Annotated in this window: 14 protein-coding genes and 1 riboswitch; of the genes, 1 reads left to right on the top strand and 13 read right to left on the bottom strand. The window is 62.1% G+C overall.

All coding sequences use genetic code 11. The annotated features are described in order from the left end of the window. Positions 1-309 precede the first annotated feature (309 nt). A complete protein-coding gene (locus ACQ4V8_RS18385; protein ID WP_050855863.1) occupies positions 310-1,473 on the top strand; it encodes a hypothetical protein in 1,164 nt (387 codons plus the stop codon). Between the two features lie 3 nt (positions 1,474-1,476). Here the strand turns inward: ACQ4V8_RS18385 and ACQ4V8_RS18380 are convergent, their stop codons facing one another. The 13 genes from ACQ4V8_RS18380 to cobT all read right to left on the bottom strand — a co-directional run bounded on the left by ACQ4V8_RS18380 (position 1,477) and on the right by cobT (position 14,506). After that, on the bottom strand, positions 1,477-2,931 hold the full coding sequence (locus tag ACQ4V8_RS18380) for a cobyric acid synthase (protein WP_436571976.1): 1,455 nt from the start codon (positions 2,929-2,931) through the stop codon (positions 1,477-1,479). Beyond that, positions 2,928-3,734, bottom strand: coding sequence for an ABC transporter substrate-binding protein (locus ACQ4V8_RS18375; protein ID WP_010395011.1), 807 nt, complete (start codon positions 3,732-3,734; stop codon positions 2,928-2,930). Before ACQ4V8_RS18375 ends, ACQ4V8_RS18380 begins: the two co-directional genes overlap by 4 nt. Beyond that, complete coding sequence (locus ACQ4V8_RS18370; RefSeq protein ID WP_436571975.1) at positions 3,731-4,642, bottom strand: cobalamin-binding protein; 912 nt, start codon at positions 4,640-4,642, stop codon at positions 3,731-3,733. Before ACQ4V8_RS18370 ends, ACQ4V8_RS18375 begins: the two co-directional genes overlap by 4 nt. Further along, on the bottom strand, positions 4,639-5,625 hold the full coding sequence (gene cobD / locus ACQ4V8_RS18365) for a threonine-phosphate decarboxylase CobD (RefSeq protein WP_436571974.1): 987 nt from the start codon (positions 5,623-5,625) through the stop codon (positions 4,639-4,641). The genes ACQ4V8_RS18370 and cobD overlap by 4 nt, the downstream gene beginning before the upstream one ends. Then, a complete protein-coding gene (gene cbiB, locus ACQ4V8_RS18360; protein WP_436571973.1) occupies positions 5,618-6,571 on the bottom strand; it encodes an adenosylcobinamide-phosphate synthase CbiB in 954 nt (317 codons plus the stop codon). Before cbiB ends, cobD begins: the two co-directional genes overlap by 8 nt. Next, entirely contained in the window at positions 6,565-7,131 is a 567-nt protein-coding gene (cobU, locus tag ACQ4V8_RS18355) for a bifunctional adenosylcobinamide kinase/adenosylcobinamide-phosphate guanylyltransferase (protein ID WP_436571972.1), read from the bottom strand. Before cobU ends, cbiB begins: the two co-directional genes overlap by 7 nt. Positions 7,132-7,138: 7 nt before the next feature. Continuing rightward, positions 7,139-7,789 carry a cob(I)yrinic acid a,c-diamide adenosyltransferase gene (gene cobO, locus ACQ4V8_RS18350; protein ID WP_010395021.1) on the bottom strand — a complete coding sequence of 217 codons (651 nt, stop codon included), beginning with the start codon at positions 7,787-7,789 and terminating at the stop codon, positions 7,139-7,141. Position 7,790: 1 nt separating this feature from the next. Beyond that, positions 7,791-8,558 carry an ABC transporter ATP-binding protein gene (locus tag ACQ4V8_RS18345; RefSeq protein ID WP_010395023.1) on the bottom strand — a complete coding sequence of 256 codons (768 nt, stop codon included), beginning with the start codon at positions 8,556-8,558 and terminating at the stop codon, positions 7,791-7,793. A 7-nt stretch (positions 8,559-8,565) separates the two neighbouring features. Continuing rightward, positions 8,566-9,591 carry a FecCD family ABC transporter permease gene (locus ACQ4V8_RS18340; RefSeq protein WP_010395025.1) on the bottom strand — a complete coding sequence of 342 codons (1,026 nt, stop codon included), beginning with the start codon at positions 9,589-9,591 and terminating at the stop codon, positions 8,566-8,568. A gap of 132 nt (positions 9,592-9,723) precedes the next feature. After that, a complete protein-coding gene (locus tag ACQ4V8_RS18335; RefSeq protein ID WP_029496163.1) occupies positions 9,724-11,718 on the bottom strand; it encodes a TonB-dependent receptor in 1,995 nt (664 codons plus the stop codon). 83 nt (positions 11,719-11,801) lie between these two features. Further along, positions 11,802-12,044: riboswitch (cobalamin riboswitch) on the bottom strand. Positions 12,045-12,088: 44 nt separating this feature from the next. Beyond that, positions 12,089-12,643: a histidine phosphatase family protein gene (locus tag ACQ4V8_RS18330; protein ID WP_010395028.1), complete on the bottom strand. Its 555-nt coding sequence runs from the start codon at positions 12,641-12,643 to the stop codon at positions 12,089-12,091. Positions 12,644-12,657: 14 nt separating this feature from the next. After that, positions 12,658-13,461: an adenosylcobinamide-GDP ribazoletransferase gene (locus tag ACQ4V8_RS18325; RefSeq protein ID WP_010395030.1), complete on the bottom strand. Its 804-nt coding sequence runs from the start codon at positions 13,459-13,461 to the stop codon at positions 12,658-12,660. Between the two features lie 4 nt (positions 13,462-13,465). Beyond that, on the bottom strand, positions 13,466-14,506 hold the full coding sequence (gene cobT, locus ACQ4V8_RS18320; protein WP_010395032.1) for a nicotinate-nucleotide--dimethylbenzimidazole phosphoribosyltransferase: 1,041 nt from the start codon (positions 14,504-14,506) through the stop codon (positions 13,466-13,468). Positions 14,507-14,959 lie beyond the last annotated feature (453 nt).

Here is a 14,959-nt window from a genome sequence, read left to right as displayed (position 1 = left end):
ATAGATGGCGCAGACGTGCCGCTCGCGCCTCCTGGCCTGCCATGCTTGCAATTTTGGCATGTCTTGTGTCGCGCAGCACAATGCCGCCATCGCCCGATGAAAGTGGATCCATTGCACCATGGGAGAATTAAGTTCGATGTGGATAACAAGACGGCATTGGCGCCGTCGCTGGCCGTGCTGAGCGAGAGGTTGCCGTAGAAAGTCTATAGAACAATTGTTCCATAGTATTAACTTCCGTCCGGATCTAGCATGAGTGCTGTCGTTGCGGGCTCTGTTACTCGCAATTTGTCCTAGAATCCTGGAAGGTCAATGATGAAGAATACAATTTCGATCGTTTTGTTGGGCGCGGCCCTGTCCGCATGCGGTGGCGGCAGCGATGGTGGCGCGCCGGAAGTACCGGTCAAGCCACCCGTTGTGGTGACGCCTCCCGTGGTCCCTGCCGACAGCGTGACGCTGGCATCGCAAGCGGTGGCGAAAGAGGCTGGCCTCAATATCATTGCCGGCGCCAGCGCCGATGAAAGCGTGTATGACGTGGCCGCCGATATCGGCGACACCTGGCGCATCACATTTGACAGCGTCAAGAAAACCTATGCCATCCGTGTCTTGTCGACGCAGTTCGGCTTGAGTGACCGCAGCGGTACGTTTAGCGCTAGCACCAGCGGCAATCTCACCACTTACACGGACACGGCGACAGATTTCAGCGTCACCGTCGATGCGCGCACGCGTCTGCTGTCGGGCAATATCAAATTGGGTAATATGGTCTCGACCGTCAGCGGCAGCGGCTATGCGGTCAGTGACGTGGCCAAGCTGGCCGGCAACTATATTTTCCTGGGGACCATGCGCAATGCTTCGAACGGCGCTTTCCCTTTCCATCCGAAAGGCACTCTCAAGATCGCAGCCGACGGAGCGGCCCAACTGTGCAATGGCGGCGTCTTCAACGCGCAAGGCGTGTGCTCTGCAGTATCGCCGCAACTGGCAGCGGAAAACGCCAGCCTGACGCTGGTCAAGGATGCGAAGAGCGGCTTGCTCGTCGCCCGCCAGGGTGACCAGGACTTCGGCATCGTGCATGTGCATGCGGGGGACCGGGGGCTGGCGCTGTTTATCGATCGCTACGGCCGCAACCAGGAAAACGTCATGCGCGTGGGCACCATCGTGGCCGCCAAACAGCAGAAGATCGGCACGGAACTCAATGGCAGCTACGCCTGCGCAGCGCAGGGCATCAGCGGGAAGATTGTCGTTGCCGGCAGTACCGCCACCGTGACGAATAATACGACTGGCAAGACGCATGCGGAAACCATCACCGTCAACAAGCTGGGCCTGGGCGCGCAAGCCGTCGATTTCGATGGCGTCGCCGTATTCAAGGACCCGGCCGATGTGCCAGCCGACTATTCGATGTTCATGCCCGTGTCGTCGAGCATGGCAGTCGAGTTTTCGACCGACCGTTCGTACATGGGCATGTGCCTGAAACAATAGTCGCTAGCGTTGGAGGTGTTCCAGGGCGGCCAGCAGCGGCAGCGCCGCATCGGCGATACGCTCCAGGCTGGCCTCGCGCAGGGCGGCGGTGTCCACCGTGTGGCGGGAGTCCAGCCCCGCCCAGCGCAGCAGCGCCGTACACGCGGCGGGCGTGTCGAACATGCCGTGCAAATAGCTGCCCAGGATGTTCCCGTCATCCGACACGGCTCCTTCTGCGCGGCCATCGATGACAAAGGCCGGCTGCGCCAGCGCCGCGCCATGCGAGACGCCCATATGGATTTCATAGCCTGACACGGGCGCATCGGCCGCGCCGGCAAACGCGCAGTGGCCAGCGACCTGCTGCAGGCGTTTTTCTGCCGTCAATTCTGTCACCATGTCGAGCAGGCCCAGCGCCGTGGACTCGCCCGCCGCGCCTTCCACGCCCAGCGGATCACGCACGCTTTGTCCCAGCATCTGGAAGCCGCCGCAGATGCCGAGCACCTTGCCGCCATAGCGCAGGTGTTTTGCCAGGTAAGTGGGCCAGCCCTGCTGCTGCAGCCAGGCCAAGTCGCCGCGCGTATTTTTGCTGCCGGGCAGTATCACCAGATCGGCTGGTGGAATGGGCTGTCCATGTTGAATGAATTGCAGGTCGATATCGGGGTGCGCGCGCAGCGCGTCGACATCCGTGTGGTTGCTGATGCGCGGCAGTTGCGGCACCACTACCTTGAAGGCACCACGTTCGGCCTGCATCGTTGCCACGCCATCTTCCGCATCGAGAAACAAGCCTTGCAAATACGGCAGCACGGCCAGCACGGGCTTGCCCGTTTGCTGCTCCAGCCAATCGATGCCCGGTTGCAGCAGCGATATATCGCCGCGGAAGCGGTTGATGACAAAGCCGAGGATGCGCGCGCGCTCGCTGTCGGACAGGCAGGCCAGGGTGCCGATGATGTGCGCGAAGACACCGCCGCGGTCGATGTCGGCTACCAGGATCACGGGGCAGTCGACGGTTTCGGCAAAGCCCATGTTGGCGATATCGCGCGCGCGCAAGTTGACTTCGGCGGGACTGCCGGCGCCCTCGACGATGACAGCGGCGTATTGCTGGCGCAGGCGCGTGTACGATTCGAGCACGGCGCCCATGGCGATGGTTTTGTATTGCTGATAGTCGCGCGCATCCATTTCGGCGCGCACCTTGCCGTGAATGATTACCTGCGCGCCCGTGTTCGATGATGGTTTCAACAGTACCGGATTCATGTCCGTGTGCGGCGCGATGCCGCAAGCCAGTGCTTGCAAGGCCTGGGCGCGGCCGATTTCGCCGCCGTCGCTCGTCACCGCGCTATTTAACGCCATGTTTTGCGGCTTGAACGGCGCCACCGTCACGCCACGCCGTTTCAAGAGGCGGCACAGGGCCGCGACGACGGTGCTCTTGCCCGCGTCGGAAGTCGTGCCCTGCACCATCAGGACGGGGAAGGCGGCGTTCATGCCTGCTGCTGCCACTGCGCGATGATGTCGCTGATCTGGCGCAAGCCTTGCGTGATGGCGGCCGGACCGGGCGAAAGAATGTCGGGCGACTTGATCTCGAACAGCATCTTGTTTTGCACGGCGGGAATCGCGTCCCAGCCGGGGCGTGCCGTAAATTGCGCGGGCTGGAACTTCTTGCCGCACCAGCTGGCGATGATGATGTCGGGCGCGCGCCGCACCACCTCCAAAGGATCGGCAATAATGCGTTCCCTGGCGCCCGGATGCACGGATAATTGCGGGAAAGCGTCCGTGCCGCCGGCGATGCCGATCAACTCTGCCGCCCAGCCGATGCCGCTCATCAGTGGATCATTCCACTCTTCAAAGTAAATCACGGGCTTGCGCGTCCAGGAAGCGGCGCGGGTCCGGGCGGCGGCGATGTCCGCGCGCAGGCTGGCGATCAGTACGCGCCCGGCCTCTTCGCGCTGCACCAGCGCGGCCAGCACGGCGATCATGCGCAAGATGCCGTCCACCGTGCGCTGGTTGAACTGGTGCACTTCGATGCCGGCCTTGACCAGGTCGCGGCAGATATCGGCCTGCATGTCGCAAAAGCCGATTACCAGGTCGGGCTTTACGGCCAGGATGCGTTCCAGGCTGGAAGACGAAAAGCCGCTGATCTTGGTTTTCTCGGCACGCGCGCGGGGCGGGCGCACGGTAAAGCCTGAAATACCGGCGATGACGTCTTGCGCACCGAGCGCATACAGCGTCTCCACGGCTTCTGTCGAGAGGCAGGCGATACGCTGGTAGTGACTCGCGGTGTGGCTCATTTTGCACCCTTGGAGGCGGGATTGGCGCGGCGCTGGCGTGCCACTTCCAGCTGCTCGCACATGGCGGCCGTGCCCTCGATCATGCGCGGACCGGCGCGGTTCAGCAGATCGCCATTCAGACGGAACAGGTTATTGCTGCGCACGGCCGTCATCGACGGGAAGGCGCGCCACATGGACAAGCCGCCTTCACTGCGCGGATCGCTTTTTTCGCTGGTGCCGAAAATGACTTCCGGGTCTTCCTGCAACACGCCTTCCGGCGTGACGACGGGCGCCACCACCTTCATCGCGGCAAAGATATTGTGCGCGCCGCACAAGCGCATGGAATCGCTGACGATGCTCGCGCCGCTCAAGGTATATATCGGTTTGTCCCACACCTGGTAAAACACGCGTACGGGCGGGCGTTGCGCATACTGCGCCGTCAAGCTTGCCAGTTTCGCGCGCAGCTGGGCGGCGGCCGCTTTCGCGACTTTTTCCGTTCCCATCAGCTGGCCCAGGCGCTCCATGCTGTCCGGTATATCGGCCAGCTTGCGCGGTTCACTATGATAGATCGGTACCTTCAACTGGCGCAGCATGGCGATCTGGCGCTCGGCGCTGCCATGCATCCAGACGACGATCAAGTCGGGCTTCATGGCGATGATGCGCTCCATATCGTACTGTCGGTTGTCGCCGACCTGCGCGATTTTTTTCGCCGCTTCCGGATAGTCGCTATAGCTGACGACACCGGCGATCCTGTCGCCGCCACCGGCTGCGAACAGCAGCTCCGTGACGTGCGGTGCCAGCGCCAAGATGCGTTGCGCCGGCTTTTCCACGGTGACGGTATTGCCGTCGTCGTCGCGCACGGTGATGGCGGCATGCGCCTGCAGCGAGATCAATCCGGCTAGCAGCAGTGCGGTTTTCAAGTGCGTCATAAGTGCTTCCATGCAGTGAGGGCCTGCTGCAGGCGCAGCCAGGCATGTTCGTCGGGGGGCAGGCCCAGGCGGATGCCATGGGCGGCTTGGCGGAACAGGCGCACCCAGATGCCTGCTTGTGCCATGTGGCGCCAAAAAGCGGTGGCGCGTTCTTCCGGCCACCATTGAAACAGCGCCGTGCCAGTGCTGGCGATGTCGTGTGCTGCCAATAGCTGGTGCAGACGCAGGCCTTCGCCGCGCAGGCGCTCGCGCATTGCCTCCTGCCAGTGCGTGTCGTTCAGGGCTGCCAGCGCCACCTGCTGCGCCGGGCCGCCGACGCTCCATGGCCCCAGCATATCGGCCAACTGGGCCAGCAAAGCGGGATGGGCGGCGACAAAGCCCAGGCGCAGTCCTGCCGGGCCAAAGAATTTGCCCACCGAGCGCAGCACGATGAGTCCCGGCTTGCCCGTGTGCGATCCCAGGCCGGCTTGCGTTTCCGTGTCGCCAAACGCTTCATCGAGCACCAGCCAGCCACCGCGCGCGGCCAGCTTGGCGGCCCATTCCAGTAGCAGCTCTGGCGCGATGCGTTCGCCCGTGGGATTGTTGGGATTGCAGACGACCAGCACGTCGCAGCCGTCGACGGCTGCGCCCAGTTGCGCATACGGCACTTGCCGCAATTGATGGCCATGCTGACCCCAGTGGTGCGCGTGTTCCGCGTAGGATGGCGCGGCCACGACCACGCGCGAGGGGGCGCGCAAGCGCGGCAGGGCCTGGATGGCAGCTTGCGTGCCCGCGACCGGCAGCATGGCTGGCGCCTTGTAGTAGGCGCAGGCAGCGCCCGCCAAGGCTGGATCGGCTTCCGGCAGACGGTGCCATGCACTGGCGTGCGGTGCTGGCGCTGCATACCAGTGTGGGTTGATGCCGGTCGACAGGTCGATCCAGTCGGCCAGCGCTCGTCCATACTCGCGCGCGGCGTCGCGCAGGTTGCCGCCATGTTCAAGCAAGGTATCGCCCCTGCAGGTGGTACAGGCCGGCCAGTAACGCCATCCAGATCAGCCACAGCACGGCCGTTTCAGCCACCAGACGCCAGGCGCGGTCGATGTCGCGCGCTTCGGCGGGGCGTCCTGCGCCCAGCGGCGGGCGGCGTTCCAGTTCGCCGTCGTAGATGGCATCACCACCGAGGGCCAGGCCCAGGGCACCGGCGCCGCTGGCCATCACCGGGCCCGCGTTCGGGCTGCCCCAGTTGCGGGCCTGGCTGCGCCAGCAGTGCCAGGCGCGCTGCTTGTCGGCCATAGTCTTGCCCAGCAAGACATAGGACAGGGCCGTCAGGCGCGCCGGCAGGTAATTAAGGATGTCGTCGATGCGCGCGGCGCAGCAGCCGAACCAGTCGTAGCGCGCAGTGCGGTAGCCCCACATGGCGTCGAGCGTATTGGCCAGGCGGAACAGCACCGCGCCTGGCCCACCGGCCACGGCAAACCAGAACAGCGTGCCAAAGACGGCGTCGTTGCCGTTTTCCAGCAGGGATTCCGTGCTGGCCTTGGCCAGGCTGGTCGCGTCGGCGTTGGCCGTGTCGCGGCTGACGATGCGCGCCGTCAGCAGGCGCGCCTTGTCCAGGTCATCCATGGCCAGGGCATCGGCGATCGGTTGATTGTGGTCGCGCAGGCTGCGCAAGCCCAGGCACAGGTACAGCAAAAAAACATGCAGCGTCGCACCGGCCAGGCCGCACAGCCAGTAGGCGGCATAGCTGATCGGCAGCACGGCCAGCGACCAGGCCAGCGCGCCGCGCAGAAAACGTCCCCGGCCCCGGTTCAGCAGGCGCTCGAGCGCGCTGGAGAGGCGGCCAAAGCCCACCAGCGGATGCCAGCGGCGCGTCTCGCCCAGAACCAGGTCGAGCAGCACGCCAGCCGTCATCAGCGCCGCCAGCATGGGCAGCGACAAGCCGCTTAACATGGGCCGCCTTTCAGGTACAGGGGCAGGCCGGCGGCGACAAACACGGCCCGCTCGCAGATGGCCGCCACGGCCTGGTTCAGACGGCCCGCTTCATCGGTGAAACAACGCGAGATAGCGCCATACGGCACGATGCCCATGCCCACTTCATTCGATACCAGCACAAGGTCGGCGCCGGTTTCTTCCACTTCGGCGAGCGCGTACAGCAGGTGCGCGCGCTCGCTGTGGAACCGTTCGGGCAGGGCGATATCGCCGACGTCCGGATAGGTCTCGCCGGTGGAAAACATCAAGTTGGTCAGCCACAGGGTCAGGCAGTCGACCAGTAGCAAACGCCCTGGGCGCGCCTGTTGCAAGATGACGTCGCCCAGGCGCAACGGTTCTTCCACGGTGGCCCATTGGGCCGGGCGCTGTAGCCGGTGATGCGCAATGCGCGTGGCCATTTCGCCATCGCCCGCCTGCGCGGTGGCGAGGTAGACGACTTCCTTGCCCGACTCGCGGGCCAGCTTTTCCGCATAGGCGCTCTTGCCGGAACGGGCGCCGCCGAAGACCAGGGTGCGCGTCATGGCGCTGCTACCACTCGGTGCCGATTTGTGCGCCGATGCCGGCCGCATACGCATGCTTGACGACGGCCATTTCGGTGACAGTGTCGGCGATGGCAATCAATTCGTCCGGCGCGCCGCGGCCCGTGATGACCACGTGCTGCATGGCCGGGCGTTCCAGCAGGTCGGCGATGACCTTGTGCACGTCGAGGTAGTTGTACTTGAGGGCGATATTGAGTTCATCGAACAGCACCAGGCCGTAGCTTGGGTCGGTCAGGAAGGTCTTCGCCTGTTCCCATGCCAGTTCGGCTTTTTCGATGTCGCGCTCGCGGTTCTGCGTTTCCCAGGTATAGCCTTCGCCCATCGCATGAAAGCTGATTTCGTCGGGGAAGCGGCGCAGGAATTTTTCTTCACCGGTCGACATGGCGCCCTTGATGAACTGCACCACGCCCACCTTCATGCCGTGGCCCATGGCGCGGATAGCCATGCCGAAGCCGCTTGAGCTCTTGCCCTTGCCATTGCCCGTATTGACGATGATGATGCCGATTTCCTTGTCAGCCTTGGCGATGGCTGCGTCGATGATGGCCTTTTTTCTCTCCATGCGCACGCGGTGGCGTTCGTTTATAGCGTCGATATTAGCTGCGGTATTGGCAGCCAAATCCGCGTCGATGTTGTCGCTCATGTCAGTCTTCTTTCGGTATGAATATCTTGCGTTTGCCGTGCTCGATGATGTCGATCGGGTGGCCCAGGTAGTCGCCCAGGATGGATGCCTGCATTACTTCGGCGACGGTGCCGGCTAGCCAGGCGCCGTCGCCCATCAGCAGCAGTGCGTGGGTCGAGACGCTGTGCGCCAGGTTCAGGTCATGCCCCACCATCACCACGGTTTTCTGCTGTTCGCGGCACAAGCTCGATAGCAAACGCATGACGCTGACCTGGTGCGCCAGGTCCAGCGCATTGGCCGGTTCGTCCAGTAGCAGCAAGGGCGTGTCTTGCGCCAGCATGGCGGCAATCGCCACGCGCTGGCGTTCGCCGCCGGATAGGCTGCGTACATCGCGTTCGGCCAGGTGTTCCACTTCCATCGAAGCCAGCGCCGCCAGGGCGATGCGCTGGTCGTCGCTGCCTTCCCAGTAATGGTTGTCGTGATATGGGTGGCGCGCCGACAGCACGGTCTCGATCACGCGATACGAAAACGCATCATGGCGTGCCTGCGCCAGGAAAGCGCGTTCACGCGCCAGCTTTGCCAAAGGCCAGTCGATCAGGGCACGGCCTTGTATTGTTACGTGACCGGCGTCCGGTTCGCGCAAGCCGGCCAGCGCGCGCAGCAAGGTACTCTTGCCGGCGCCATTGCGGCCGATGATGCTCCAGCATTCGCCATCCCTGATTTGCCAGGTGAGGTTTGCCACGAGGCATCGCGTGCCCGCTTTCAGGCCCAGTTGGTAGGTGCGTATCATGTTTGTTTCATCCCCTGCGCAATCGATGCAGCTGGTACAGGAAGACGGGCGCGCCTATCATGGCCGTGACCACGCCGACGGGTAACTGCAACGGCGCCAGCACGGTGCGCGCCAAGGTATCTGCCAGTACCAGGAAAGTGCCACCGGTCAGCGCGGCGGCCGGTATCAGCAGGCGATGATCGGGGCCGCAGGCAAAGCGCAGCGCATGCGGCACGATCAGGCCGACGAAGCCCACGCTGCCGGCGCTGGTGACGGCGCTGGCCGTGAGCAGGGCGGAACAGAAGAACAATCCTTTGCGCAGGGCGCCCACGCGCACGCCCAGCGTGCTGGCCGCTTCCGCATGTAGCGCCATGACGTTCAGCGATCGCGCGCAGCGCAGCGCAAACACCATGGCGCCGGCCAGGACTAGCCAAGGCATCAGCCGCGCGGGGGCGCCAGACAGATCACCGATCATCCAGAACACCATGCCGCGCAAGCGGCTTTCAGGAGCGATCGAGAGCATCAGGGTGACGATGGACATGCAGGCCGAGGCGAGTATCACGCCCGTCAGCAGCAAGAGCGACGCGCCGCCTTCGGCCGCCGTGCCGCCGCGCAGGTCGCGCCGGGCAAAGAAGTACAGCAGCAGCGACACGCCGACGGCGCCGGCAAAGGCGGCCGCGTCAACGACCCACAGCGCGCACATGAATAGCAGCGCGGCCAGCGCACCGACGGAAGCGCCAGCGGAAATGCCCAGCACATACGGGTCGGCAAGGGGATTGCGCAGCAGGGCTTGCATCATCAGGCCAGCCAGCGACAGCGCCGCACCGGTGACAAAGGCCGTCAGCGCGCGCCCCAGGCGCAGGTCGAGCAGGGTGGCGGCGAGGGTATCGGGCTTGCCCTGCACGACATGGAACAGGGCGGAAGGCAGGTCGGCGAGCGCAATCGCGATCGAACCGATCATGCCGGAGAAAATGAGGCTGGCAATCGCGCACACGACCAGCACCGTGAGGATCACGGTGGCGCGGTGGCGCATAGTGCGGAAAAATGGGTGCATGGACTGCCTTAGGTGAAGCGGGAACGGTGCAAGTGGCTGCGGACTTCTTTAGATGCGTTGATGGTGAGAATGCAAAAAAATGGCCCGCATGCGGATGCGCGTACGGGCCATTGTAGTCAACTCCTGGCCACTTTAGAAATCGTAGCGTGCCGAGAGTTTCATCTGGCGGCCATTGCTAGGATAGATGCCGCCTTTGCAGCTGTAGGCGTTGGTGAAGTACTGCTTGTCGGTCAGGTTCAGGGCATTGACCGCAACTTCCCAGGCGCCGAACTTGCGTGCATAGCGAGCATCGAAGGTGGTGAATGAAGGCACCTTGGCAGCGCAGGTATTGGCAAAATCGCTGCCATAGCGCTGGCTGTCCACCCATTGCGCGCCGATGTCCGCGCTCTGGCCATCTTTCGGCACCCATGACAGGCGGGTCGACAGGGTATTTTTCGGGATCAGTGTCAATTCCTTGCCCGAGTTGACGCCTTCGGTGAAGGTCGCCTTTACGTGCTGGTAGTGGCCGCTGACACGCCAATCGGCCGCAATGTTCGCGCTGGCATCAAGTTCAACACCCTGGTGTTTGGTTGGATCCAGGTTGGTGTTGGCACCCCAGCCCGATTCGCCTGCCGTCGGATCGTAATAGATCTCGTTGCTCAGCTTGTGGCGGAAGATGCGTGCATCTAGCTTGACGATGCTGTTGTCGTAGGTCGCGCCCAGCTCTAGGTCATGCGAGGTTTGGCCTTGCAAGGGTTTGTTCGCGATAGGGGTGTAGCCATTTTCATCGGCGTTAGCAACGCGATAGCTCTGGCCAGCCTTGGCGTACAAATTTACCTGCGGCACAACATCGAAACTACCTTGTACGTCCCAGGCATTGAGGTTCTGCTTGATGTTGTAGGTGGCAGTGCTGAACGGTGCCGGATCGACGGAGTCCTTGTCAAAAGTTTCGTGGCGCACGCCAGCCGCGACGCGGAAGTTTTTCGGGTCAGCGAATTTCAGTTCATCGCGCACATAGAATGCCTGCGATTTCTGCTTTGCTTTTGCTTGGGAGTACGAAGCGTCGACCGCCAGGTCCCACTTGATGAAGTCGGCGCCAGCGACAATTTCATTGAGCATACCGTCGAACTGGCCCAAGTGGCGCAGACGCGGAGAGAACTGGTTTTGCTTGGTTTTGCGCTCTGATGCGGAAGGACCGAAGCTGCTGAAATAGGTGGACTTAGCCGTCTTTTCGCGATGTGACAGTTCTGCTGCCAGATCAATGGTACCCAGGCGGCCTTCGGCGAATGCTGTGTAGCGGTCGCTGTCGACCGAACCAAAATCTTTCAGTGTTTTAGCCTGGCGCGGATTGGCGTCAAACTGGGCCAATGTAATTGAGCCAGGGAAGCGACTATCCTGACGTGTGCTGCCGATACGCACACCTGCACGTACATCCTTGCCTGCCCATTGCGCGCCGCCGCCGAAGTTGGTCTGTTTGTATTCGTTATTGTCGCGATAGTTGTCGGTTTCCTGCTTGCCGACAGCGGCATCGAGAGTAACGTTATTCCAGGTCTGGGCTGCGGAGCCGCGTACTTCGCGCTGACCCAGTTGGCCCACTTCGGCGAAGACAGTACCACGGCCAGCCTGCTTGCCTGGACGCTTGGTGACGATATTAATTACACCGCCCGTGGCGCCGTCGCCGTACAGAACGCTGCTGCCACCACGCGTGATCTCGATGCGTTCCACGCTATCGATGGGGATGCTGGCCAGGACTGGGTCGGTCAGCTCATTTTCCGACAGGCGTACGCCATCGAGGACCACGACCGTGTTCTGGCTGGCGGTGGCGCCGAAGCCACGCAGGTCGAGGGTAAAGTCAGGACTGCCGGTGAGGCTTTGACGGCCATACACGCCGCCGATCTTGCGGATAGCCTGATTTACATCGGTGATCCCTGCGTGGCGGATCTCATCAGCCGTGATGATCGTGGCGCCGATCGGTTGCAATGCCGGGTCGCTGTTGAAGCGGGAGCCCGTGACGACGATCTTGTCTAGCGTCTTATTTGCGATTTGCGCGAATGCTGGAGCGGCGATGACGAAACACAGGGAGATGGCGGAAACCAGGGCGCGCGGCGCCATTGCCGGCGTGCGGCGGTGTAATACGGGAGCAGTCATGATATCGTTTTCTTCGGAAAAAGCATCCAGCCTGCGTCCCCGCAAGCCAGATTCAACGGAAGGAGCGGCACCCGGCAAGGCCCGCACTTCCACCTGTCCTGGCCGGTATCCGGGCTGGCAAGTACGGCTATCCCACCTTCCCATGCTCGATGATTGCAAGCACAGTGGTTGTTAGAGATAGCTTGTCGTCCGCTTCCTGTAGGAAGGGGGAGACACTTGCTTACCGTTGCGGGGGCAGCACACGCGCGCCGCGGTTGCGGCATCGTGTTTCCCGTTTAACTGCGCTCATGGACATGAGCGCGGGCACCAAAACCCCGCTATTATACGTGCAGCGGGCGTGGACTGAAATGGCTGGCTGGACGATTCGACATCAGAAATCGACGACAACCGTCTCACCGTAGGCGATTTTGTGGGCGTTATTGGCGGCCCGCAGAGCGGTTTCCTCCAATGGCAACCGGGCCTGTAGTGCCAACAGCAGACGGATGGTGCCCGCATGGCAGATGATGATGGCTGTTTCGTGTTGTTCGCACAACAGGTCGCCTAGAAATGCATGGACGCGGGTGGCCATCGCCAGCACATTCTCGCCTCCACCAGGGCGGTAATAGGCCAGGTCGGCAGCCCAGGCATCGATGTCCGCGCGCGCTATCGCGTGCCAGGGTTGCATTTCCCAGGTACCGAAATCCATTTCGGCCAGCCGCGCATCGAAGCGCAAGGTGCTGGAAGGCAAGTCTTGCGCCAATGCTGTTGCCAGCCCGGCACAGCGGCGTAGCGGACTGGTGTAGAGCGGCACACCGGTCGGCAAAGTCGCTTGCAGGTTGGCGCGCACCGTGGCCATTGCGCGCGGCGCCACCGCCACGTCGCTGCGGCCATAGCAAGTGCCGCTGTTCACTTGCGGCGCGGGGTGGCGAACGAGAATCAGGCGCATGAGGCGAATAGTAGTTAGAAGTGTGTTGGTGGCTGAAAGCTGGACAGGATGACCAGGTAAATCGCCACTTCCGCCAGTTGCTGCACGGCGCCCAGGCAGTCACCCGTGTAGCCTTGCAGGCGGCGCTGGCATTTGCGGCCCAGCCAGAATGCGGCGGCTGCAGCCGCCAAGATGGCAAAGACCAGCGCTGCCCAGTCAATTATCCCCAGCAGGGCGCAGGCGATGATGGGCAACAGGGTGCAGACGGCGGCGATGAGGAATTCAGTCGTCGTCATCTGCTGCGCCATCGGCTTGGCCTTGCCTTCGCCGCGCGCATAGTCCATCAACCAGATCAGCGAGACGGCGCCCAAGCGCGAGAGCGGATGGGCGACGAATAAGGTCGCCACGACGGCCGCTGGCGGCAGCGAAGCGAGCGCCGCGCACTTGATGGCCAGCAGACAGGCGATGCCGATGGCGCCATACGCGCCGATGCGCGAATCCTTCATGATTTCCAGCACCCGCTCACGCGTCAATCCGCCGCCAAAGCCGTCGCACATGTCGGCGAAACCGTCTTCATGGAAGGCGCCCGTCAGATAAATGCCGGCGGCGACGGCCAGCAGCACGGCCATCGCCGAAGGCAGTAGCCAGCTGGCCAGCAGATACACGGCGCCGCACATTGTGGCTACCACGACACCGACCAGCGGAAAGTAGCGCGAGGCATGCTGCAGCCAGGCCGGCTCGAAACCCACCCAGCGCGGGATCGGCAGGCGCGTGAAGAACTGTAGCGCAATGAAGAACAGGCGGCACTGATGGACTGCAGCGGAAACGGGATTAGTCATCGTCTTAGTCCGGCGTGGACTTTTCGCTGACCTGGGCCGAGGCGAAGGTGGCCATCTCGCGCATGAAGTTGACGGCCGCATGCAGCAGCGGCAAGGCCAGTGCCGAACCCGTACCTTCACCTAAGCGCAAATCGAGGTGCAGTAGCGGACGCGCTCCCAGATTGGCCAGTAGTTGGCGGTGACCGTTTTCATCGGAGCAGTGCGAAAACACGCAATAATCAAGGATGGCAGGTTGCAGACGCGCCGCTACCAGCAAGGCGCTGCTGACGATGAAGCCGTCGATCAGCAAAATCATGCGCCGTTCGGCTGCTTTGAGCATGGCGCCTGCCATCATGGCGATCTCGAAACCGCCAAAGGTGGCGAGCACGTCGAGCGGATCATTGATTGCCGCATGATGCGCGACGGCCGCTTCGATCACATGCTGTTTGTGCAATATGCCTTCCTTGGACAGGCCGGTGCCGGCACCCACGCAATCGGCGACCGGTGTTTGCGTCAGTTTGTGCATGAGTGCGGCGGCGGCGGTGGTGTTGCCGATGCCCATTTCGCCAAAGCCCAGCACATTGCCATCGAGCGTGGTGGCCAGGTCCATCCCAGCCTGCATGGCGGCCATGCACTGCTCCTTGCTCATGGCGGCTTGCTTGGCAAAGTTGCGCGTGCCCGGGCCTTGCTTGCGGTCGAGCAAGCCGTCGCGTGGGCCGAAGTCGTGGTTCACGCCCGCATCTACTATATAGAGCACGCAATCGGACTGGCGGGCGAAGACGTTGATGGCAGCGCCGTTACCGAGGAAATTTTCCACCATTTGCCAAGTTACGCTTTGGGGATAGGCGGAGATGCCTTCGGCGACCACGCCATGGTCGGCCGCAAAAACGATGATGGCCGGTTGCTGCAATGTCAATTGCGTGCTTTGCTGGATCAGGCCGATCTGGTGGGCCAGAGTTTCCAGGAGGCCCAGGCTGCCCAGCGGCTTGGTTTTGCTATTGATACAGTGTTCGAGTTCGCTAGCCAGTACGGGATCGGCTGTGGGGGTGATGTGTGGAATAGGCATGAGAGTCAAGGTGAATGAGGCAGGGTATTGCCAGCGCTAAGATATCACACAGCAATATTTGCCCAGCTGAAAAAGGTCGCAAAATAGTCCTTGCGACGCAAGCGGGCCAGGGCTATAATTCGCCCCCTCGCTGAACGACGCATGTAAATGCAGAGTAAAGCAGGGTGAAAAAAGAAGGTTGACGAAATAGCCGAAACGCTTCATACTCTTTCTTCTTCGCAGCTGACAAACACAACGCTTTGTCGATAGCGCGAGAGTGATAAATAAGTAGTACCGAATACGTTCTTTAACAATTAACAGTCGATAAGTGTGGGCATTTGATGTAAGTGCAGCAGTGATCTTCGGGTCGCTGTAAAACTTAAAATATCAAATGTTCACAAGAAATAATGAAATAGGCGCTACGAAAGTAGTGGCCTGTCAGTTTTTTGAGTGAGCGACCCATCAGCAATGATG

The organism is Janthinobacterium paucivorans, assembly GCF_051380805.1.
In the GTDB taxonomy this organism is placed as follows: domain Bacteria; phylum Pseudomonadota; class Gammaproteobacteria; order Burkholderiales; family Burkholderiaceae_D; genus Janthinobacterium; species Janthinobacterium lividum_D.
The sequence above is the reverse complement of the archived record's forward strand: the minus strand, read 5'-3'. Positions and strand labels throughout refer to the sequence as shown.